Origin of the sequence: Streptomyces sp. 1222.5, assembly GCF_900105245.1 — a bacterium.
Lineage (GTDB): Bacteria > Actinomycetota > Actinomycetes > Streptomycetales > Streptomycetaceae > Streptomyces > Streptomyces albidocamelliae.
In genome coordinates, this window is record NZ_FNSZ01000001.1 from 1,129,743 (window position 1) to 1,149,529 (window position 19,787).

General features: G+C 74.3%; 15 protein-coding genes. 8 read left to right on the plus strand and 7 right to left on the minus strand.

Annotated elements, in window-relative coordinates; all coding sequences use genetic code 11:
- Complete coding sequence (locus BLW57_RS05135) at positions 1-1,059, minus strand: NAD-dependent epimerase/dehydratase family protein (RefSeq protein ID WP_256339396.1); 1,059 nt, start codon at positions 1,057-1,059, stop codon at positions 1-3.
- A 243-nt stretch (positions 1,060-1,302) separates the two neighbouring features.
- Here BLW57_RS05135 and BLW57_RS05140 point away from each other — a divergent pair, with 243 nt between their 5' ends.
- Positions 1,303-2,667 carry an FAD-dependent oxidoreductase gene (locus tag BLW57_RS05140; RefSeq protein ID WP_093472457.1) on the plus strand — a complete coding sequence of 455 codons (1,365 nt, stop codon included), beginning with the start codon at positions 1,303-1,305 and terminating at the stop codon, positions 2,665-2,667.
- A 133-nt stretch (positions 2,668-2,800) separates the two neighbouring features.
- Positions 2,801-3,766 carry a DUF1152 domain-containing protein gene (locus tag BLW57_RS05145; RefSeq protein ID WP_093472459.1) on the plus strand — a complete coding sequence of 322 codons (966 nt, stop codon included), beginning with the start codon at positions 2,801-2,803 and terminating at the stop codon, positions 3,764-3,766.
- 25 nt (positions 3,767-3,791) lie between these two features.
- Here BLW57_RS05145 and BLW57_RS05150 read toward each other — a convergent pair whose 3' ends face one another.
- Both BLW57_RS05150 and BLW57_RS05155 read right to left on the minus strand, forming a co-directional pair.
- Entirely contained in the window at positions 3,792-4,793 is a 1,002-nt protein-coding gene (locus BLW57_RS05150) for a hypothetical protein (protein ID WP_093472460.1), read from the minus strand.
- A complete protein-coding gene (locus BLW57_RS05155) occupies positions 4,790-5,200 on the minus strand; it encodes a PadR family transcriptional regulator (protein ID WP_371127776.1) in 411 nt (136 codons plus the stop codon). Before BLW57_RS05155 ends, BLW57_RS05150 begins: the two co-directional genes overlap by 4 nt.
- A gap of 304 nt (positions 5,201-5,504) precedes the next feature.
- Here BLW57_RS05155 and BLW57_RS05160 point away from each other — a divergent pair, with 304 nt between their 5' ends.
- Together BLW57_RS05160 and BLW57_RS05165 are read left to right on the plus strand one after the other, a co-directional pair.
- On the plus strand, positions 5,505-6,776 hold the full coding sequence (locus BLW57_RS05160; protein ID WP_256339397.1) for a hypothetical protein: 1,272 nt from the start codon (positions 5,505-5,507) through the stop codon (positions 6,774-6,776).
- Positions 6,777-6,815: 39 nt separating this feature from the next.
- Entirely contained in the window at positions 6,816-7,103 is a 288-nt protein-coding gene (locus BLW57_RS05165) for a DUF1232 domain-containing protein (RefSeq protein WP_093472464.1), read from the plus strand.
- Positions 7,104-7,175: 72 nt separating this feature from the next.
- Here the strand turns inward: BLW57_RS05165 and BLW57_RS05170 are convergent, their stop codons facing one another.
- Together BLW57_RS05170 and BLW57_RS05175 are read right to left on the minus strand one after the other, a co-directional pair.
- Positions 7,176-8,384 (minus strand): hypothetical protein, encoded by a 1,209-nt coding sequence (locus BLW57_RS05170; protein ID WP_256339398.1) that lies wholly within the window; start codon positions 8,382-8,384, stop codon positions 7,176-7,178.
- A 151-nt stretch (positions 8,385-8,535) separates the two neighbouring features.
- Entirely contained in the window at positions 8,536-9,579 is a 1,044-nt protein-coding gene (locus BLW57_RS05175; protein ID WP_256339399.1) for an AraC family transcriptional regulator, read from the minus strand.
- Between the two features lie 355 nt (positions 9,580-9,934).
- Here BLW57_RS05175 and BLW57_RS05180 point away from each other — a divergent pair, with 355 nt between their 5' ends.
- The 4 genes from BLW57_RS05180 (at position 9,935) to BLW57_RS05195 (ending at position 17,535) form a co-directional block, all read left to right on the plus strand.
- Positions 9,935-10,636, plus strand: a complete 702-nt coding sequence (locus BLW57_RS05180; RefSeq protein WP_093472467.1) for a histidine phosphatase family protein — start codon at positions 9,935-9,937, stop codon at positions 10,634-10,636.
- Positions 10,637-10,803: 167 nt separating this feature from the next.
- Positions 10,804-13,380, plus strand: coding sequence for a SpoIIE family protein phosphatase (locus BLW57_RS05185; protein WP_093472468.1), 2,577 nt, complete (start codon positions 10,804-10,806; stop codon positions 13,378-13,380).
- Between the two features lie 10 nt (positions 13,381-13,390).
- Positions 13,391-16,126, plus strand: coding sequence for a SpoIIE family protein phosphatase (locus BLW57_RS05190; protein WP_093472470.1), 2,736 nt, complete (start codon positions 13,391-13,393; stop codon positions 16,124-16,126).
- 77 nt (positions 16,127-16,203) lie between these two features.
- Positions 16,204-17,535 (plus strand): tetratricopeptide repeat protein, encoded by a 1,332-nt coding sequence (locus tag BLW57_RS05195; protein ID WP_176985468.1) that lies wholly within the window; start codon positions 16,204-16,206, stop codon positions 17,533-17,535.
- A gap of 12 nt (positions 17,536-17,547) precedes the next feature.
- Here BLW57_RS05195 and BLW57_RS05200 read toward each other — a convergent pair whose 3' ends face one another.
- Together BLW57_RS05200 and BLW57_RS05205 are read right to left on the minus strand one after the other, a co-directional pair.
- Positions 17,548-17,784, minus strand: coding sequence for a hypothetical protein (locus BLW57_RS05200; RefSeq protein WP_093472473.1), 237 nt, complete (start codon positions 17,782-17,784; stop codon positions 17,548-17,550).
- Positions 17,785-17,917: 133 nt separating this feature from the next.
- Positions 17,918-19,756 carry a glycoside hydrolase family 15 protein gene (locus BLW57_RS05205; RefSeq protein WP_093472475.1) on the minus strand — a complete coding sequence of 613 codons (1,839 nt, stop codon included), beginning with the start codon at positions 19,754-19,756 and terminating at the stop codon, positions 17,918-17,920.
- Between the last annotated feature and the right edge of the window lie 31 nt (positions 19,757-19,787).

Below are 19,787 nucleotides of genomic sequence, written 5' to 3' on the forward strand. Positions count from 1 at the left end.
TCAGTCCCGGCGCCGCCGGACGCGCCGGGACTCGTAGTGGTCGAGGAGGGTCTTCTCCACCGGCCGGTAGGTGAGGCCCAGTTCGTCGATGCCGCGACGGTTGTCGACCCGGAAGCGGATGCCGAGGTGCCCCCGGATGTAGTCCTGGGTGAGGCCGAAGGCGGGACCCAGGATCCGCACGGGCCAGTGCGGCAGCACGGTGCGGGGCAGCCGCAGGTCGCGGGGGTGCCGGGCGCGGATGATGCGGGACATCTCGTGGAACGACGTCATGGTGTCGTTCGCGACGATGTACCGCCCGTGCGCCGCGGGGTTCTCGGCGGCCGCGATGTGCGCGTCGGCGACGTCCCGGACGTCCGCCGTGGTGAAGCTGAAGTCGGGGGCGCCGTAGCAGAAGTAGCCGCGGAACAGCTCGTCGAGCAGGAAGAGACTGCCCGAGTCCGACGCGGGGGTGAACGACGGGCCCAGGATCAGTCCGGGGTTGACGGACACCATGCGCCAGCGGTCCTGTGCCGCCTCGGCGTCCCACGCGGCGCGCTCCGCCATGGTCTTGGCGTAGTGGTAGGGGTTGTTCTCCACCGTGCTGGTGCTGTTGACGTACCGTTCCGACAGCACCTGGCCGTCCATCGCGCGGACGTCGGCGTAGTCGCCGAAGATCGCGCCCACGGTGGAGGTGAACACCAGGGTCCGCACCTCGGGGGTGCGTTCGACGGCGGCCAGGACGTTGCGGGTGCCGAGCAGCGCGGGCTCCACGACGTCCCGTCGTCCGTCCCTGATGCGCTCGGGCATGAGGAACGGCGAGGCCACGTGGAAGACGGCGGAGCAGTCGCGGAAGGCCGGGTCGAAGGAGCCCTCCGTCAGCAGGTCGGCCTCGAACAGCCGCAGCCGGCCGGGGAACGCCTCCTGGAGCTCCCACAGCGGGCGCACCTTGGGTCCGTCGGAGGCCCGCCGCACGGTGGCCCGTACCTCGTAGCCTCGTTCCAGCAGACGCCGTACCAGATGACTGCCGACGAATCCGCTGCCGCCCGTCACCGCCGCGATCGTCGCCGTGTCCTCGCCCACGGTCCCCGCCCCCTTCCGGTCGGCCGCCGCCGTTCGCCGCATCGAGGGACAGGCTGGCGCACGGGCCCGCGCGAGGGAACAGGGAGAGAGGCTCCGCATCGGCTCGCGCCCATAAGGCACTCCTGGGCAGGGCATAAGATCGCCTTATGAGGTCATAGACCGGACCCCCGTACTAACTTAGGGCTGCCTTAGTTTAGGCTTCCCAGTCGAGACGCCTGTCGCACGCTCGAAGGGAACCTGATCATGCCGCGCCCGCTGCGGGTAGCCATCGTCGGAGCCGGCCCCGCCGGGATCTACGCCGCCGACGCCCTGCTCAAGTCCGAGGTGGCCGCCGACCCCGGTGTGTCCATCGACCTCTTCGAGCGGATGCCCGCCCCGTTCGGCCTGATCCGGTACGGCGTCGCACCCGATCACCCGCGTATCAAGGGCATCATCACCGCCCTGCACCAGGTGCTGGACAAGCCGCAGATCCGCCTCTTCGGCAACGTCGACTACCCGACGGACATCAGCCTGGACGACCTGCGCACCTTCTACGACGCGGTGGTCTTCTCCACGGGCGCGACGGCCGACCGTGAGCTGGCCGTCCCGGGCATCGACCTGGACGGCTCCTACGGCGCCGCCGACTTCGTCCTGTGGTACGACGGTCACCCGGACGTGCCGCGCACCTGGCCGCTGGAGGCCGAGAAGGTCGCCGTGCTCGGCGTCGGCAACGTCGCGCTGGACGTCGCCCGCATCCTCGCCAAGACCGCCGACGAGCTGCTCCCGACCGAGATACCCCCGAACGTCCACGACGGCCTGAAGGCCAACAAGGCACGGGAGATCCACGTCTTCGGCCGCCGCGGTCCGGCGCAGGCGAAGTTCAGCCCGATGGAACTGCGCGAGCTGGACCACTCCCCCAACATCGAGGTCATCGTCGACCCCGAGGACATCGACTACGACGCCGGCTCGATCGAGACCCGGCGCGGCAACAAGCAGGCCGACATGGTCGCCAAGACGCTGGAGAACTGGGCGATCCGGGACGTCGGCGACCGCCCGCACAAGCTGTTCCTGCACTTCTTCGAGTCGCCGACCGAGATCCTCGGCGAGGACGGCAAGGTCGTCGGCCTGCGCACCGAGCGCACCGCGCTGGACGGCACCGGCAACGTCAAGGGCACCGGCGAGTTCAAGGACTGGGACGTCACCGCCGTCTACCGGGCCGTCGGCTACCTCTCCGACAAGCTGCCCAAGCTGCCCTGGGACATCACTTCGGGCACCGTGCCGGACGACGGCGGCCGCGTGATCGAGGAGGGCGGCGGCCATCTGCAGTCCACCTACGTCACCGGCTGGATCCGGCGCGGCCCGGTCGGTCTGATCGGTCACACCAAGGGTGACGCCAACGAGACCGTGGGCAACCTGCTCGACGACTACGCGGGCGGCCGTCTGCACACGCCGGCCTCCCCGGAGCCGGAGGCCGTGGACGCCTTCCTCGCCGAGCGCGGCGCCCGCGTCACCACCTGGGACGGCTGGTACAAGCTGGACGCCGCCGAGCGGGCGCTCGGTGCACCGCAGGGCCGCGAGCGCGTGAAGATCGTCGAGCGCGAGGACATGCTGCGGGAGAGCGGGGCGTAACTCCCCGGTCCCGTCGAGCCCGGAGGGGGCCGGTGCCGAAGGGCGCCGGCCCCCTCGCCCTGTCCGGAACCGCACACCCCGGCCCGCGCGGACACCCAACAGACCGCAGGGGCCGCCCTGTTAGGGTCCTTCGATGTTCTCCCTCCGTGAGCCCGTCTTCTTCACCCGGCTGCGCGGGGCGCGGCGGGTCCTCGTCGCCGGCGCGGGCGGCGGCTTCGACGTCTACGCCGGACTGCCCCTCGCCCTCGCGCTGCGGTCCGCCGGCGCCGAGGTCCATCTGGCCAACCTGTCCTTCGCCGACCTGTACGGCCTCGATCTCGACCACTGGGTCGCGCCGGACGTCGCGGCCGTGGGTCCCGGAACCCCGCTGCGCGGCGACTACTTCCCCGAGCGGTCGCTGGCCCGGTGGCTCCGCTCGCGGGACCTGCCGGACACCGTGTACGCCTTTCCGCAGACCGGTGTGCAGCCGCTGCGCGCCGCCTACCGGGCGCTGCTGGAGCATCTGGGCGGGGTGGACGCGGTCGTGCTGGTGGACGGCGGTACGGACATCCTGATGCACGGGGACGAGCACGGGCTCGGCACCCCGGAGGAGGACATGGCGAGCCTGGCGGCCGTCGCCGGGCTCGACGAGGTCCCTGAGCGGCTCGTGGCGTGCCTCGGTTTCGGCGTGGACGCCCATCACGGCGTCAACCACTCGCTGGTGCTGGAGAACCTGGCCGCCCTGGACCGCGCGGGCGGCTACCTGGGGGCCTTCTCCCTCCCCCGCGAGAGTCCCGAGGGCGCCGCCTACCTCGACGCGGTGGCCCACGCCCAGCAGGCCCACGCCACCCACCCGAGCATCGTGCACGGGTCCGTCGCGGCCGCGGTGCGCGGGGAGTTCGGCGACGTGCGGTTCACCGAGCGCACCCGTGGCACCGAGCTGTTCGTGAACCCGCTGATGGCGATGTACTTCTGCGTCGACCTGCCGGCGCTGGCACGGGCCAACCTCTATCTCGGCCGGCTGGAGGAGACGGTCCTGATGCGCCAGATCAGTACGGCCGTCTCCGGCTTCCGCGACGAGCTGCCGCGGCAGCGGCCGCCCCGGGCGTTCCCGCACTGAGCAGGCGGCGGCCCACGCATCCCCGTCAGCGCCGGGCGAGCTCCCGGCCGCCCACCACCGCGAGCGCCGCGACGAGCAGGGCGAGCGCCGCCGTCTGCCCGAGGCCGCCGCCGACCAGCGGACCGGCTCCGGGCACGTGCAGCCAGGGCCGGAGCGCCGCGAGCCGTACGGCCAGGATGAGCAGGCCGAGAGCGGCGAGGGCGAGGGCGGCGCCGGGCGGTGTGCGGTCCGTGCGGCGGGTGCGCCACAGGAGCCAGCCGACGGCGCCCACGACGAAGCCGGTGGCGGGTGCCCAGACGGCGTCGGCGGTGTACGGGAACAGGACGACGGACGCGCCCATCACCACACAGCAGGCCAGGTGGACCTGCCCGGGCGAGCCCAGCGGCGGACGGGTGGGCGGCGCGTCCCGGTGCTGGGCGGCGCACAGGGTGAGCGCCGACAGCCAGGCGAGCAGCGCGGCGGCCGTGCCGTACAGCGGGTCCGGCGGCACCGTGTCGCCCACCAGTGGACCGAGCAGCGGCCAGAGGGTGGGCAGGGCGGCGCCGAGCGCGGCGGACCGGGCGAGGCGCGGGCGGTCGTGCACCAGGGCGAACCAGGCGACCGCCCACAGCAGGGGCAGCGTCCAGGTGAACACGGCGGACACCGTGGCGGACGGGCCGCGGCCGGTGAACCCGGTGAGGAACAGGTGCCGGCTTTCGGCGCCCCGGGTGAACGCCCAGGTCAGCTCCAGTACCCGGTCGACGACCGCGGCGGCCGCCTGGAGCAGCACGGCGAACAGCGCGAAGTGGCGGGCACTCGAACCGAGGAGGACGTACCGGCGGGGCGCGTCCGGGCCGCCCAACCTGCTGCGCACCGCGAGGGCCGCGACGCTCGCGACCTCGCCGAGGGTGGGCCGGCTCTGGTCCTGCGTGGCCCGGTCGATGTCCCACAGGTACGTTTCGACCATCTCCTCCTCCCGTTCACGCCGGTAATAGGCGGGGAGCAGGCGCAGGACGGCGCGGTAGCGGGCTTCCAGGAGCGTGGTCATGCGCAGCCTCCCGCGAGTCCGGGTGCCGTGGGGGGTCCCGGCCGGGACGGGCCCCCGGAGTTCGGAGCGGCGTCGGTGCCGGCGCGGCGGCCCTCGGCGATGCGCCGCTTCGCGGCCCCGGCGCCGGCGGCCATCCGTTCGGCCTCGGCGTCAAGGGCGGCCACCCCGTCGTCGGTGAGCCGGTAGTAGCGCCGCAGCCGGCCCTGCCGGACCTCCTCCCGGTCCAGCACGGTCAGGCCGTCCGCACTGAGCCGGTCCAGCACGCCGTACAGGGTGCCGACCCTCAGCTGCACCTCCCCGTCGGACAGCTCCTCGACCTCGCGCAGGATGCCGTAGCCGTGCCGCGGCTGGTCGGCGAGCGCCGTGAGCACTAAGAACGCCGCCCGGGTCATGCTCTTCGGTGTCATGCGACCAGAATATATCGGCTGCCGATATATATCGCGCGATGTGGGGTCGCGAACGGGGTCCGCCCCAAGCGGATGGACGGGCGGGCCCCGTCCGCTCGGTCATTGTGGGCGCCGCACCTGCCCGCGGCCACGGGTGAACGGTGGTCACCCGACGCACCCCGCGCGCACCCCGAGTGTGCCGCGCGCGTCCCGTGCGCGGGGCGCTCGAAATCCGCCACGCGCCGCTTCCGGGCCCCCGCCGACGTTTCGCGGCGCGAAGTGGTGATACTGGGAGGCGCACCCGCCCCCATCAGCAGATTGGCTCATGTCGAACTCCGCCGCCGACCACGCCACCATCCCGCAGACCCTCTGGGCGGCCCGCGGCCGCCATACCGGTCCCGCTCCCGAGGACGTCCTCCGGCGCACCCTGCGCCGGCACAAGGAGAGCGGGGACATCGACGACTTCGCCGAACCGCCCGTGCCGGAGGACGCGGCCCGCAGAGTCTTCGAGGCGCGCTGGCGGGTCGGCGGCACGGTCACCGTGCGGGCCCGCCTGACCCTCGTACCGCCCGTGGGCCCGCCGCAGGGCCACGAGTGGCGGCTCGTCGCCGAGGCGGAACACCCCTGGGACGAGTCCTGGCCCTCGCCGGCCACCCTGTTCTGGCCCGAGAGCGGGCCGGGCGAGGGGGACGACGGCTCCTGGGACCACGCCGGTGTCGCCGGCGTGCACCTCCGGCAGGTCAACGCCCTGCCCGCCGACGACAAGGAGATGCGCCGGCGGCTGCGGGACGCGGCCCGTGAGGCCTGGTGCGTCAACGTCGTCGTGCACGAGGCGATGACCCCGGACGAGCGGGGCCGGCTGCCGCTCGCACAGCTGCTGCCGCCCGGTCTGCGGCACCGGGTGTTGGAGCACCGGGCCGCCCCGCACCAGCTGCGCGCCGTCAACTGGGCGTTGAAGGACTTCGGCGTGGAGGTGCCGCGCGGCGGCGCCGTACTGCTGCCGCCGGACCCGGCCCCCAAGGAGTACGACGGCGGGGCGCACCGGGTGCGCAACCTCTTCCTGGACGGTTCCGAACCCGTGGAACTCGTCGCGGCCCTGCGGGACTTCGTCGCCCTGCCCCGGCCTCTGCCCCGGGACGCGGAGGAGGCGCTGACCGACCTGCGCGACAACTGGACCCTGATGACGCTTCAGGAGCAGCTGGAGCACGAGCGCGGGCTGGTCGCCATGTACGCCGAGGCACTGGAGGCGATGGCGAAGTCGCGGGACCTGTACAAGCAGGCCGCCGAACAGGCCCTGGAGGCACTGTCCGCCTACCGGGACGTCCCGGCCCCGCTGCCGCCGCAGCGGCCCGCCGCCCGAACGCCCGCCGCCCTGCAGCAGTTGACGCGAACCTTCGAACGGCTGAAGTCCGGCGTGAAGGGCACCCGTACCACGACGCCCGAACCCGAGGCCGCGCCGGACGTCGCACCGGACGACTCGCCGGCCGGACAGGCGCAGGCACTCGCCGAGGCCGCCGCCACGGTCGACGTGGACGACGCCGACGGTACGGAGAACACGGACGGTACGGACAAGGCAGGCGCGGACCGGACGGCGTAGTCCGCCGGTGGACGGACCACCGCCGAAGGAGGAGGCCCGATGGACACCACCACGACCCTGATCGTGGTCGCCGCCGCCGTCGCGGCGGTGCTGCTCGCGGTGGCCGTCGGCCTGCTGGTGCGGCTGGTGCGGGCGCGGCGCACCCTGCGGCGGGCCGGGCTGCCGACGGGACCCCGCTGGGTCTTCTGGGGCGCGGTCGCGTACCTGCTGCTGCCCACCGACCTGCTGCCGGACCCCGTCTACCTGGACGACATCGGCGTCCTGCTCCTCGCGCTGCGCAGTCTGCGCGCGGCCCGTCCCCTGCCGCCGGACGTCACCGGCGCCTGATCGCCGGCCGGCGCGCCGTACGCCGGCGCCCGGCCCGCCCCACAGGGGCCGGCCGGGCGCGGACGGAAGGGGTCATCGGCTGCCGTCGGACTCTGCGCCGCCGGTCGTCAGCGCGGCCGCCAGGACGGCCAGCGCCGCCAGCGCGGCCGCCGCGGCCGCGGTGCCGGCGAGCCAGGAGGGGGCCAGGGTCCCGTCCCACAGCCGGGAGATGCCGCGCGGGCCGAACCGCCCCGCGAGCAGCTGTCCGACGGCGAGCACCGCGGTGACGCCGACGGCGGCCGTCGCCGCCACGAGCCGGGCCTGCGCCGCCCGCGCGGGCAGGGTGAGGGCCAGCAGCATGCACAGTGCCGCGACGACGATCGTGCTGCCGAGGACGCCCTGGGACAGTCCGGTCCAGTAGCGCGGGGCGTGCGCCACACCGCACAGGAACACCAGCAGCGCGGCGCCCCGGGCGGTCCACAGAGGGGCGGGGATGGTCCGGTCGTCCGGGGAGCCGCTCGCGGCGCGGTCCCTCGGGGCGCGGTCCCTGGCGGGCCGGTGCCGCAGGGAGCGGACCGTCACGGTGAGGGACTTGGCGGGCCGGGGCTGCTCGGCCCCGGGTTCCGCCGGCCGGGGCGGGGCGTCGGCCTCCTGGGGTGCGGGTACGGCCGCGGCCGCCGCGACGGCGAACGTGGGCAGGTGCCGGGTCTGCTCGGGGGCCAGGGGCTCGGGCAGCGGGCTCTCCTGCCGGGTCCGCTCGGCGGCCAGCCGGCTGATCAGCTCGGCGAGTTCCTCGACCGGCCGGCTCACCGCGGCCGCCCGCACGGCCGCCTGCCCGCAGCGGCGCTCCACCGGATTGCGGTGCAGCAGCTGCATCAGCAGGGTGACGTCCTCCAGGGAGCGGCGCTCGGCGGCGGCACGGATCACCTGGTCCGCGCTGTCGGACTCCCGGGACGGCTCGGTGAGCAGGGCCACCAGACGGGTGACGTCCTCCACGGACCGGTCGACCCCGGCCGCACGCAGTGCGTCGGCCGCGGTCCGGGCGTGTTCCGGCGAACGCTCCAGCAGCGTGATGAGCTGTGCGACGTCCTCCACGGGGCGGTCGGCGACGGCCGCGTGGACCAGCTGGTGCAGCGGATCGCCGGGGAGCGGGTCCTCCGGGTGGAGGACGCCCGGGAGCTGCTCCGGCGCCGGTGCCGGCCAGCCGAGCAGCTGGGGATACGGCGTGGGGACGCCGGTGCCGGCCGGTGCGGGCGATATGAGGGAGTCGTCGGGACGAGGGGACGAAGAGCGGGTGGTCATCTCGGCTCCAGGGGAGGATGCGACCGCACCGGCGCCCCCGCGTGCGGCGCGCGGCATTACGTGTCCATTACTAGGAGCGGGCACGTGGCCCCGCCACCCGGACGCGGCAGCGGTGTGAGCCCGTCGGGGTGAGCCTGCGGGCCAGGCGGACTCAGCGCGAACGCAGGGTCTGCGACGGGAGTTCACCGAACCGGGCGCGGTACTTGTCGGCGAAGCGGCCCAGGTGACCGAAGCCCCAGCGGTAGGCCACGTCGCTGACGGTCGTGGCCGCCGGGTCGGCGCGGAGCAGCTCGTCGCGGACCCGTTCCATGCGGACCTCCCGCAGATACCCCATGGGGGTGGTGCCGGTCTGGCGGCGGAACACCTCCTGGAGCCAGCGCGCGCTCACACCGCCGACCTCGGCGAGTTCCGTGGTGGTGAACGGGTGTTCGGGGCGGCCGCGGATGACCTCGACCACGCGTTTGACCGGGCGTGCGAAGCCGTGCGGCGCCGGCCGGTCCAGGGCCTCCCGCCAGGGGTGTCCGGTGGCCAGGAGCAGCCCGGTGAGCAGCGAGTCCTGGAGTTCGGCGGCGAGCAGCGGCTGGCGCAGCAGCCCGTGGTCGTCGTCGATCTCGTCGGTGACGAGCCGGACGAGCCGCGCCCAGCTTCGGCCGGGTCCGGCGGTGAGGTCCATGGTGGGCGCGAGCCGCAGCGGGGCGCGCAGCGAGTCGCCGACGAGCAGCTCCAGGTGCCGGACCAGGGCCTCGGGGGCCACCTTGACGGCGAGCAGCCGACAGGAGCCGTCCCACCGCTCCAGGGTGGTCCGGCCCTCGGGCTGGAAGACCGCGGCCCGGTCCGGTGTGGCGAGCCGGGTCTGCTGGGCGCCCTGCCGCCAGGCCAGCCGGCCGGTCAGGGGCAGGTCCACGTGGTAGGCGCGGAGGTCCTCGAAGCGCATGCGGACGTCGGCGCCGCAGCACAGCTCGCCCACGGTGAACGGGCCGAGGCGGGCCATCGAGAAGTCGGTGTCGAGCGGGTGGCGGGAGTCCAGCAGATCGATGCGGGGGTCGTAGTACATCGTGCCGATCGCACTGCGCGCCTCGTCGAGATCGGCGGTGCGCAGCGCCAGTCGGGCGGGGGCCGGGCCGGTGCGGTCGCGGGACCCGGCCCGGGCGGGGGCCGGGCCGGTGCGTGCGGCGGACTCGGCGTTCTCGGCCACGGGTCGCGGCTCCTCTCGTCGCCCGGCGGCGCCCCACCGCTTCCGGGACGGCCGCCGGGCCCCGTACGGCATGGTCGTCGACCTCGTACCCGTGGGCGGGTCCGCGCCAACCGCGCTCCCCGCGCGGGTTTCGCGGAGACGGGACGGGCGTGTCTCCACGGACCGTGGTCGGCCGGGTGGCCGGATCGCGCCGGACGGTCGGCGGGTGCGTTCCGGACACCCGGCCTATGTCGCCGGGAGGTGGCGTTCGCCAATGCTTGAGCACATGAGTCACGAGGCGGCACCGGCCCGTTCCCTCGGGTTGCCACAGCCGCTCCACCGGTCTGGCGACCGGGCGACGGAGGAGGTCGGTCTTATGGCGATCCGTCTCACGTTCGTGTGCGCGCCCGGGGGTGACGCCACCCTGGGTCCACTCCTCGGTGACGCGCCGCTGAGCGAGCAGGGCCTGCGCATGGCTCGCGCCGCTCGTGCGGCCCTCCCCGCCCACGCGACGGCCGTCCGGGCGCCCTCGGTGCGCTGCGCGCAGACCGCCGACGCCTTCGGGGTGACGGCGGCGGCCGAGCCCGAGCTGCGCGACGTCGACCTCGGTGCCTGGTGCGGCCGTACCGTCGGCGACCTCGCGGCGACCGACCCCGACGGGTTCACCGCCTGGCTCACCGACCCGGACGCGGCACCGCACGGCGGCGAGTCCGTGCGCCGCTTCTGCCGCCGTACCGCGAACTGGCTGCGCGACCTGCCCTCCGACACCGGCTCCGCGCTGGCCGTCACCGAGGCGGCCGTGGTCCGGGCCGCGCTCATCCATGCGCTGGCCCTTCCGGAACGGAGCTTCTGGCACCTGGCCGTGCCGCCGCTGTCCGCGGCCACCCTCACCCGGCGCGGCGGTGGCTGGGACGTCGGGTTCGGCCATGTCACGCCCCGCAAGGACCAGCGATGGGTCCTCTCACGGTCGGCGACCCTGGTGTGCACCGACGGCGACCCGTTCGCCGCGACCGCCCGCGTGGGCGGCGAGCCCCGGCCGGGCATCTCCCGGGAAACGGTCCCCGCCGGCTCCGAATAGCCGCTGACCGGCGCTTTTGGTACGGCACCCGACACGGCCCGCGTTCCCGCCGCCGCCCCCGCGACGCGGGCCTGCCACTCCCCCTCCGCCCAGGTGCGTTCCGTGGGCTTCCTGGCGCATTCTTGCTGTGTCATCCTTCCGGAGGCGCACGGGACGAGGTAGGGCCGATGGCTGGGAGCGGCGAGCAGGAGGTCCGCACGCGGGCCCGGCTGGCCGCGCTGCTGAGTGACGCCTCGGCCGCCGCGCTCGGCGCGGCCGGCGGCCGGGTCGCGGGCGTGTACCTGCGTTCCAGCACCCCGCGCCTGCTGCGTCTGTCCGTGCTGGTGGGACTCCCCGGCCGGCTGTTCAGACCCTGGTGGCGGCTGCACGTGGACCGGCCCTTCCCGGTGGCCGACGCGTACCGGCTGGGCGTGCAGGTGTTGCTGCCGAACGCCACGGAGACGATGCGCAGGTACCCCCAGCTCGCGGCGGGTCTCCCCTTCCCCTTCGGCTCGGTGTACGTGCCGGTGCCGGGCGGGGACGAGCCGCTGGGCGTCCTCACGGTGCTGCGGCCGGCGATGACCGAGTCCGTGGACGAGCTGCTGGACCGGGAGCTGCTCGGGCGGCTGGCCGAAGGGCTAGGCGCCGAACTGCTCGGACTGGCCGACGGGGACCCGGACGCGGTCCTCTGGGACGGGGAGCCCCTGTGCGTGCGGCCGCCGGTGGCCCCGCCCGCGAGTGTCGCCGTGGGACGGTTCGACTGGAACCCGGCGACCTCCGCGGTCCGTGCGGACGACCGGCTGCACACGCTGCTCGGTCTGCGGCCCGGGGAGTTCGAGGGGACGGACAGCGCGCTCGCGGACGCCGTGGCCCCGGCCGACGCGCACCGGATCCTGGCCGCGCTGCGCGCGACCGCCGAGGGCAAACCACCGTGCGCCCCGCTCAGCCTGCGCTCGCCGGACGGCACACCGCGGCTGCTGGACCTCTGCCCGGCCGCGGACGAGGGTGCGGCGCCGACGGTCGGCGGAGTCGTCTTCGACCCGGGTCCGGCCGCCGCGGCGGAGGGCGCCGCGGACCTGCTGCCGCACGGTGTGCTCTGCCTGGACCGGCTGGGGCTGGTCGTGTACGTCAACGAGGCCGCGGCCGGGCTCCTGGGCCGCGCCCGGGACCAGCTGCTCGGGCGGGAGCTGTGGGAGGTCGTGCCCTGGCTGTCCGGTCCGCCGTACGACGACCATCTGCGCGGTGTCCTGGTCTCCGCGAAGCCGGTGCACTTCCACGCGCACCGGCCCGCCGCCCCGTCGGAGGAGGCCGGTGAGGGCGACTGGCTCGCGGTGTCCGTGCACCCCGGCACGGACCTGCTGGCCTGCACGCTCGTGCCGGCCAGCCGGATGGACGCGCCGGTCGGGCCGGTCGCCGACGTCCACCTGCCCGAGGACACGGTGGCGGGCGGCCACTCGATGGAGCCGCTGTACCGGCCGATCGCCCTGGCCATCGCGCTGACGGACGCGGTGACCGCCCGGCAGGTCTCCGCGGTGGTCATGCAGGAACTGCTGCCCGCGTTCGGCGGCCGTCGCCTCGCCATCTACCTGCTCCAGGAACGGCACCTGTACCTGGCCTGGGAGACGGGCTTCCCGCAGGGGTTCCTCGCCCCCTTCGAGGGGATAGGGCTCGACGCCCACGTGCCGGGTGTGGAGACCCTCACCACGGGCCGGCCGCTGTTCTTCGAGTCCATGGAGCAGCTGGCGGCGGCCTATCCGGGCATCCCGCTGGACGCCGACGAGGGCGCCCGCGCGTTCCTGCCGCTGATCGCGTCCGGCCGGCCGGTCGGCTCCTGCATCCTCGGCTTCGAGGGGGCACGCGGCTTCAGCACCGAGGAGCGCACGGTGCTGACCGCGCTGGCCGGGCTGATCGCACACGCCATGGAGCGGGCGCAGCGCTACGACAGCGAGGCGGCCCTCGCACGCGGGCTGCAGCAGGCGCTGCTGCCGCGCCGGCTGTCGACGCACCCGCGGGTGGAGACCGCGGGCCGCTATCTGCCGGGGACGCAGGGCATGGACGTGGGCGGCGACTGGTACGACGTCGTCGAGGCGGGTGACGGGCTCGCGCTCGTCATCGGCGATGTGCAGGGGCACGGGGTGCAGGCGGCGGCCACCATGGGCCAGCTGCGCAGCGCGGTCCGGGCGTTCGCGCTGGGCGACCGGCCGCCGGACGAGGTGCTGAGCGGGACGAACCATCTGCTGATCGACCTCGACCCGGGCCAGTTCGCCAGCTGCTGCTACCTGCGGCTCGACCCGGTCACCGGGCTCGCCCGGATGGCCCGGGCGGGCCACCCGCCGCCGCTGCTGCGCTCCCCCGACGGGCGGACCCGGGTGCTGGACATACCGGGCGGGGTGGTCCTCGGGGTGGATCCGCACGCCCGGTACCCGGTGACGGAACTGCCGCTGGAGCCGGACGCGATCCTCGCGCTGTACACGGACGGGCTGGTGGAGCGGCCCGGCACCGACATAGACGACGGCATCGCGGCGCTGCGGGTGCGGCTCGCGCGGGCCGGTGCGGTCGCCGGCCGGCGCGGCGGACGGTCGCTGGCGGGCGTCGCCGACCGGCTCACCGCGAACGCCCGGCACGCCGCCGACCGGCCCGACGACGTGGCGCTGCTGCTGGCCGCGCGCCGCGCGGCACCGGCGCAGGGCGGTGGCCGCACCTCGACCCGGTCGGGGGCGGTCTCTCCTGCCGACGGTCTCGCCCGACGGCGCCGGGCAGTGTAGACATGGGCACATGGTGCGACTGCCCGGCCGGCCCAGGCCGCCCCGTCCCTCCGGGCACCAGCGCGCACCACGGCGGCCGAAGCCGGAGGACGAACACGTGAGGGGCGGCCGGCGGCCCGGGAGGCTGCGGGCGGCGGTGACCGGGCGCAGTGTGGCCGGTCAGGTGTTCGTGCTCCAGGCGGTGATCGTGCTGCTGCTGGTCGTCGCTGCCGTGGTGGCGCAGGTGCTCCAGGTGCGGCACGACAGCGACGTCGAGGCGGCGAACCGTTCCCTCGCCGTGGCCGAGACGTTCGCGAACGCGCCCGGCACGGTGGCCGCGCTGCGCTCGCCGGATCCGACGGCCCTCCTGCAGCCGAAGGCCGAGGCCACGCGCGAGGCGACCGGTGTGGACTTCGTCGTGGTGATGGACACCGACGGCATCCGCTACACGCACCCCAAGCCGGACCGCATCGGCAAGAAGTTCGTCGGCGACATCGCCCCTGCCCTGGCCGGCGGCACGGTCGTCGAGCACATCGAGGGCACGATCGGCCCGCTGGTGCAGGTCGTGGTGCCGGTGAAGGACGCCGCCGGCAAGGTGGTCGGCCTGGTGTCGTCCGGGATCACCACCGCCCATGTGGGCGGGGCGGCCGACCAGCAGCTTCCGCTGCTGCTGGCCGCGGCGGCGGTGGCGATGGCGCTGGCCACCGCGGGCACCGCCCTGGTCAGCAGACGCCTGCTGCGCCAGACGCACGGACTGGGCCCGAACGAGATGACCCGGATGTACGAGCACCACGACGCGGTGCTGCACGCGGTGCGCGAGGGCGTGCTGATCGTCGGCGGCGACGGCCGGCTGCTGCTCGCCAACGACGAGGCGCACCGGCTGCTGGACCTGCCGCACGACGCCGAGCGGCGCAAGGTGCTGGAGCTGGGCCTGGACGGGGAGACGGCGGCGCTGCTGGCGTCGGGACGGGTCGTCACCGACGAGGTGCGGCTGGTCAAGGACCGGCTGCTGGCGATCAACCAGCGGCCCACCGATCTGCGCGGCGGCCCGGCGGGCAGCGTCACCACGCTGCGCGACTCCACCGAACTGCGCGCCGTGGCCGGCCGTGCCGAGGTGGCGCGCGAGCGGCTGAACATGCTGTACGAGGCCGGGGTGGGCATCGGCACCAGCCTGGACGTGGCCCGGACGGCGGAGGAGCTGGCCGAGCTCGCGGTGCCCCGGTTCGCGGACTTCGCGACGGTGGACCTGTTCGACGCGGTACTGAAGGGCGAGGAGCCGAAACCGGGGACGGCGCTCAGGCGCACGGCCTGCGCGGGCCTGCGCGAGGACGCCCCGCTGTACCCGGTGGGGCAAAGCATCCGGTTCGTGGCCACCTCGCCGCAGGCGCGGAGCCTGACGACCGGGCAGTCGGTGGTGGCGGCCCGGCTGCGCGAGGCGCCCGGCTGGCGGGCGCAGGATCTGGAGCGCACGGACCAGGTACTGGGGTACGGCATCCACTCGCTGATCACGGTGCCCCTGCGGGCGGGCAGCCTGGTGCTGGGGGTGGCGAACTTCTGGCGTTCGGAGAAGCCGCAGGCGTTCGACTCCGAGGAGGTGGCTCTCGCCGAGGAACTGGTGGCGCGGGCGGCGATCTCCATCGACAACGCCCGCCGCTACACGCGCGAGCACAGCATGGCGGTCACCCTGCAGCGCAGTCTGCTGCCGCGGTCGCTGCCCGAGCAGGGTGCCCTGGACATCGCCTACCGCTATCTGCCGGCGCAGTCGGGCGTGGGCGGCGACTGGTTCGACGTGCTGCCGCTGTCCGGGGCCCGGGTGGCGCTCGTCGTCGGCGATGTGGTGGGGCACGGCCTGCACGCGGCGGCGACCATGGGCCGGCTGCGCACGGCCGTGCACAACTTCTCCGCCCTCGATCTGCCGCCCGACGAACTCCTGGGTCTGCTGGACGAGCTGGTGGCGCGGATCGACCTGGACGAGACCCCGGAGGAAGGTGCCGCCGTGGTCACGGGCGCGACCTGCCTTTACGCGGTGTACGACCCGGTGTCCCGGCGGTGCACCATGGCCCGGGCCGGTCATCCGCCGCCCGCGCTGGTGCGTCCCGACGGCAGTGTGGAGTTCCCGGAGATGCCGGCGGGGCCGCCGCTGGGCCTGGGCGGGCTGCCCTTCGAGACGGCCGAGCTGGAGCTGGCGGAGGACAGCCGCCTGGTGTTGTACACGGACGGACTGGTGGAGGACCGGGAGCGGGACATCGACGAGGGGCTGGAGCTGCTGGGTGACGCCCTGCGCCGCACGCCGGGCGCCACCCCGGAGGAGACCTGCCGCACGGTGCTGGACCGGCTCCCGAACCGGCCGAGCGACGACGTGGCCCTGATCGTGGCCCGGACCCGGGTCCTCGGTGCGGACCGGGTGGCCCAGTGGCAGGTGCCGTCCGAACCGGCGGCCGTCTCCGAGGTACGGGCGTCGGTGACCCGGCAGCTCGCGGACTGGGGTCTGGAGGAGCTGGCGTTCACGACCGAGCTGATCCTCAGCGAGCTGGTCACCAACGCCATCCGGTACGGGCGGGCGCCGATCGGCGTACGGCTGCTGCGCGACCGGACGCTGATCTGCGAGGTCTCCGACCGCAGCACGACCTCGCCGCATCTGCGGTACGCGGCGAGCACCGACGAGGGCGGCCGGGGCCTGTTCCTGGTGGCGCAGCTCGCCGATCGGTGGGGCACCCGCTACACCCCCGAGGGCAAGATCATCTGGGCGGAGCAGCCGCTGCCCTGAGCCTCCGGCCGGCCGCCACCACGCCCCTCCGGCAAATGCGTTGAGGACACGACAGCCCACGGGTGATGATCTCCGGCATGTTCTCGCGCAGGAATCGCCCGCCCAAGTCCTCCGAACTCCGCAAGGCCTGGGACTCCCTGGAGTCCGGGGACGTGCCCGGCGCGCTGCGCCTACTGCGGGCGGCGGGCGAGGACCAGCCGCTCGCTCAGGTCGCGCAGGTGGTGCGGCGGGCCGCGGACTCGGCCGGCTTCGACGACCTCGCCGAGGCCGCCGCCGCGCTCACCGCCGACCCGGACAGTCCGAGGGCCCTCCACGGCTTCGGCTACGCGTGCGTCGAGCGCGGTGTGTCCTATCTGGCCGTCCCCGCGCTGCGCGAGGCGCTGCGCCGCAGCGAGGGCTCGCCCGCCGTGCTGCGGGAGCTGGTGTCCGCGTACGAGGACGAGGGCCGCCACCGCGACGCCGTGGACGCGCTCATCCGCCAGGCCGAGAGTCACGCGGAGCGGTTCGCCGACTGGCCGGACCGGTATCTGCTGGTGTTCAACGCCGTGATGGCGGGCGACCTGGAGCAGGCCCGGCGCGGCCACGCGCTTCTGGGCGCCCCGGAGGACGAGGTGTGGCTGCCCGCCCGGGACCGGCAGGACCGGGTGCTCGCGCGGGCCGCCGACGCCGAGCGGGCGGCCCCGCTCGACCCGTCCGATCTGCGCGGCTGGCAGTACGTCATCAGCGGCACCGTCCTCGGCACCCTCTCCCCGTACGGCTTCGCGTCGGGCATGAACGGGCGCTACGCCTGGCTCCAGGACGACGTGAACCAGTGCCTGCGCGGTCTGCTGCGGCTGCGCGCGCTGCTGGAGGCGGCGCGGGCCCGGCCGCGCTCGGTGTCGCTGCTGCCCGACCGCGACTCGGAGATCCTGGGCCTGGCCGCGGCGGAGGTGCTCGGGCTGCCCGCCGAGCCGTTCGAGCCCGGCCGCCCGGACACCGTGGTCGTCGCCTACGACCTCGACGGGCTCGCGGCGCACGACGGCGGCCCGGAGATCGTCGGGGACCTCTTCGAGCGCGTGCCCGGCCAGGTGCTGCACGCGCACGCGAGCTGCTGGACCGACCCGCCCGCGATCACCGCGGACAGTGTCGGCGTGCTGCACCAGTCGATCGTGGCGCCCTGGGGCGAGCAGCTGCGGCAGGGCGCGGACGGCGGCGTCGAACGGGGTCCGGCGGACGCCCGTCCGGCGGCCGAGATCGCCGCCGGAATCGTCGCGGCCGACCCCGCACCGGACCACGGGGACGGCGAGGGCCCGGCGGACACCGACGCGGAGTTCACCGCGTTCGCCACGGCCGTCAGGGGCACCTGGCTGTGCGGCGATCGGGCGCGTGTGCGGTCCGCCGGGCCCGTCCCGAGTTCCCGGTTCGCCTGAACGGGGCGGCGGTCAGCCGCCGTTCAGCCGCGAGCGCAGCAGCTGCTTGCCGATCTCGGCGCCCTTGCGGCTGTCGGCCTGGGCCTTGCGGAACAGGTCCACGACCTCGCTGTCCTTGTCGCGCTCGGCGTCCTGGATGTACTGCTCCAGACGCAGCGCGTTGCTCAGGCACGCCTCGACGTACCAGATCAGGTTGTAGTCCTTGTCGCGCGTACCGGTGACATCACCGGTCTCGCTGGTGCTGGTCATCCGGGGGCTCCTGCTCCTGTGATCCTGAGCCGTTCGAGCCTTCGGACACCCCGGGTACCCGTGCGGGACCCGCGGACACACCGGAGCGGACCCCGCGCGGCGGACACCGGCGGGGCCGGAGAGCGGGGACGGATCAGCCGAGGGCGCGGTCCAGGTTGAACGCGGCGCTGATCAGTGCCAGGTGGGTGAACGCCTGCGGGAAATTGCCCTGTTGCTCGCCGGTTCGGCCGATCTCCTCGGCGTACAGGCCGAGGTGGTTGGCGTAGGTGAGCATCTTCTCGAAGGCCAGCCGGGCCTCGTCGACCCGGCCGGCCCGGACCAGTGCCTCGACGTACCAGAACGAACAGATGGAGAAGGTGCCTTCGTCGCCCCGCAGTCCGTCCGGGCTGGCCTGCGGGTCGTAGCGGTAGACGAGGGAGTCGGAGACCAGGTCCTCGGTGAGGGCGTCCAGGGTGGACAGCCACTTGGGGTCGGTGGGGGCGATGAACTTGGCGAGCGGCATCATCAGCAGGGAGGCGTCGAGGACGTCACCGCCCTCGTACTGCACGAAGGCGTTCCGGCGCTCGGACCAGCCGCGGTCCATGATCCGCCGGTAGATGGCGTCGCGGGCCTCCCTCCAGCGCCGGTGGTCGGCGGGCAGTCCCCGGTGGGTGGCGAGGCGGATGGCCCGTTCGATGGCGACCCAGCACATCAGGCGCGAGTACAGGAAGTTCTTGCGGCCGCCGCGGGTCTCCCAGACGCCCTCGTCCGGCTGGTCCCAGTTGTCGCAGACCCAGGTGACCAGGTGGCAGACGTCGTCCCACTGCCCGCTGGGGATGGGCTGGGCCCACTTGTCGTAGAGGTAGATGGAGTCGATCAGGGCGCCGTAGATGTCCAGCTGGAGCTGGCTGACGGCGGCGTTGCCGACCCGGACGGGGGCGGAGCCCTGGTGGCCCTCCAGGTGCGGCAGGACCCGCTCGGGCAGGTCGGAGCGGCCGTCGATGCCGTACATGATCTGCAGTGGGCCGGTGCCGTCCTCGCAGCCGGGGCTGATGTGCGTGGTGAGGAACCGCATGAACGCCTCGGCCTCGCCGCTGAAGCCGAGCCGGAGCAGCGCGTACACGGCGAAGGCGGCGTCGCGCACCCACACGTACCGGTAGTCCCAGTTGCGCTCGCCGCCGAGCTGCTCGGGCAGGCTGGTGGTGGGGGCGGCGACGATGGCGCCGGTGGGCGCGTAGGTGAGCAGTTTGAGGGTCAGGGCGGAGCGGTGCACCATCTCGCGCCAGCGGCCCCGGTAGCGGGACTGGTGCAGCCAGCGCCGCCAGTAGGCGACCGTGGCGTTGAACTGCTGCTCGGCCTCGGCGTGGGCGCAGCCGCGCGGGGAGAACCGGCCGTCGACCTGGTCGAGGGCGAACACCGCGGACTCGCCCTCGCCGAGCTTGAAGTCGGCGCGGGCGTCGAGGCTGTCGCACTCCAGGGCGACGGTCGAGGTGAGCGCCAGCGTTCTCCCGGTCGACTCGAACACGACGAGGCCGTCGAGGGTGCGCAGGGTGTGCGGTGCGGCGCCGTAGTCGAAGCGCGGGGCGACCAGCACCCGGAAGGGGACCGTGCCGCGGACGCACACCACCCGCCGGATCAGCCGGTGGCGGCCCTCCTCGCCCGGGCCGTCCCCGGCGACCGGCATGAAGTCCTGGACCTCGCCGACGCCGTCCTCGGTGAAGAACCGGGTGATCAGCACATTGGTGTCGGGGAAGTAGAACTGCTTGGTGCGCGACGGCACGGAGGCGGCCAGTTCGAAGCGGCCGCCGCGCTCGGCGTCGAGGATCGCCGCGAAGACGCTCGGGTCGTCGAAGGACGGGCAGCAGTACCAGTCGATCGTGCCGTCGCTGCCGACAAGGGCCACACTGCGCAGGTCACCGATGAGTCCGTGCTCGGCGATCGGCAGATAGCGGGGCCTGTGGGGTGCGTGCGCGGAAAACGGCATCTCGGCCATCGCGGCCTCCCGGTACGTGATGCGGGTGTTT

Excerpts from the sequence above, each read along its gene's own strand:
- BLW57_RS05145 (WP_093472459.1), top strand. The coding sequence starts at position 2,801 with ATGTTCTCCCTCCGTGAGCCCGTCTTCTTCACCCGGCTGCGCGGGGCG.
- BLW57_RS05170 (WP_256339398.1), bottom strand. The coding sequence starts at position 8,384 with ATGACCACCCGCTCTTCGTCCCCTCGTCCCGACGACTCCCTCATATCG.
- BLW57_RS05200 (WP_093472473.1), bottom strand. The coding sequence starts at position 17,784 with ATGACCAGCACCAGCGAGACCGGTGATGTCACCGGTACGCGCGACAAG.
- BLW57_RS05165 (WP_093472464.1), top strand. The coding sequence starts at position 6,816 with ATGGACACCACCACGACCCTGATCGTGGTCGCCGCCGCCGTCGCGGCG.
- BLW57_RS05140 (WP_093472457.1), top strand. The coding sequence starts at position 1,303 with ATGCCGCGCCCGCTGCGGGTAGCCATCGTCGGAGCCGGCCCCGCCGGG.
- BLW57_RS05205 (WP_093472475.1), bottom strand. The coding sequence starts at position 19,756 with ATGGCCGAGATGCCGTTTTCCGCGCACGCACCCCACAGGCCCCGCTAT.
- BLW57_RS05160 (WP_256339397.1), top strand. The coding sequence starts at position 5,505 with ATGTCGAACTCCGCCGCCGACCACGCCACCATCCCGCAGACCCTCTGG.
- BLW57_RS05190 (WP_093472470.1), top strand. The coding sequence starts at position 13,391 with ATGGTGCGACTGCCCGGCCGGCCCAGGCCGCCCCGTCCCTCCGGGCAC.
- BLW57_RS05180 (WP_093472467.1), top strand. The coding sequence starts at position 9,935 with ATGGCGATCCGTCTCACGTTCGTGTGCGCGCCCGGGGGTGACGCCACC.
- BLW57_RS05150 (WP_093472460.1), bottom strand. The coding sequence starts at position 4,793 with ATGACCACGCTCCTGGAAGCCCGCTACCGCGCCGTCCTGCGCCTGCTC.
- BLW57_RS05185 (WP_093472468.1), top strand. The coding sequence starts at position 10,804 with ATGGCTGGGAGCGGCGAGCAGGAGGTCCGCACGCGGGCCCGGCTGGCC.
- BLW57_RS05195 (WP_176985468.1), top strand. The coding sequence starts at position 16,204 with ATGTTCTCGCGCAGGAATCGCCCGCCCAAGTCCTCCGAACTCCGCAAG.
- BLW57_RS05155 (WP_371127776.1), bottom strand. The coding sequence starts at position 5,200 with ATGACACCGAAGAGCATGACCCGGGCGGCGTTCTTAGTGCTCACGGCG.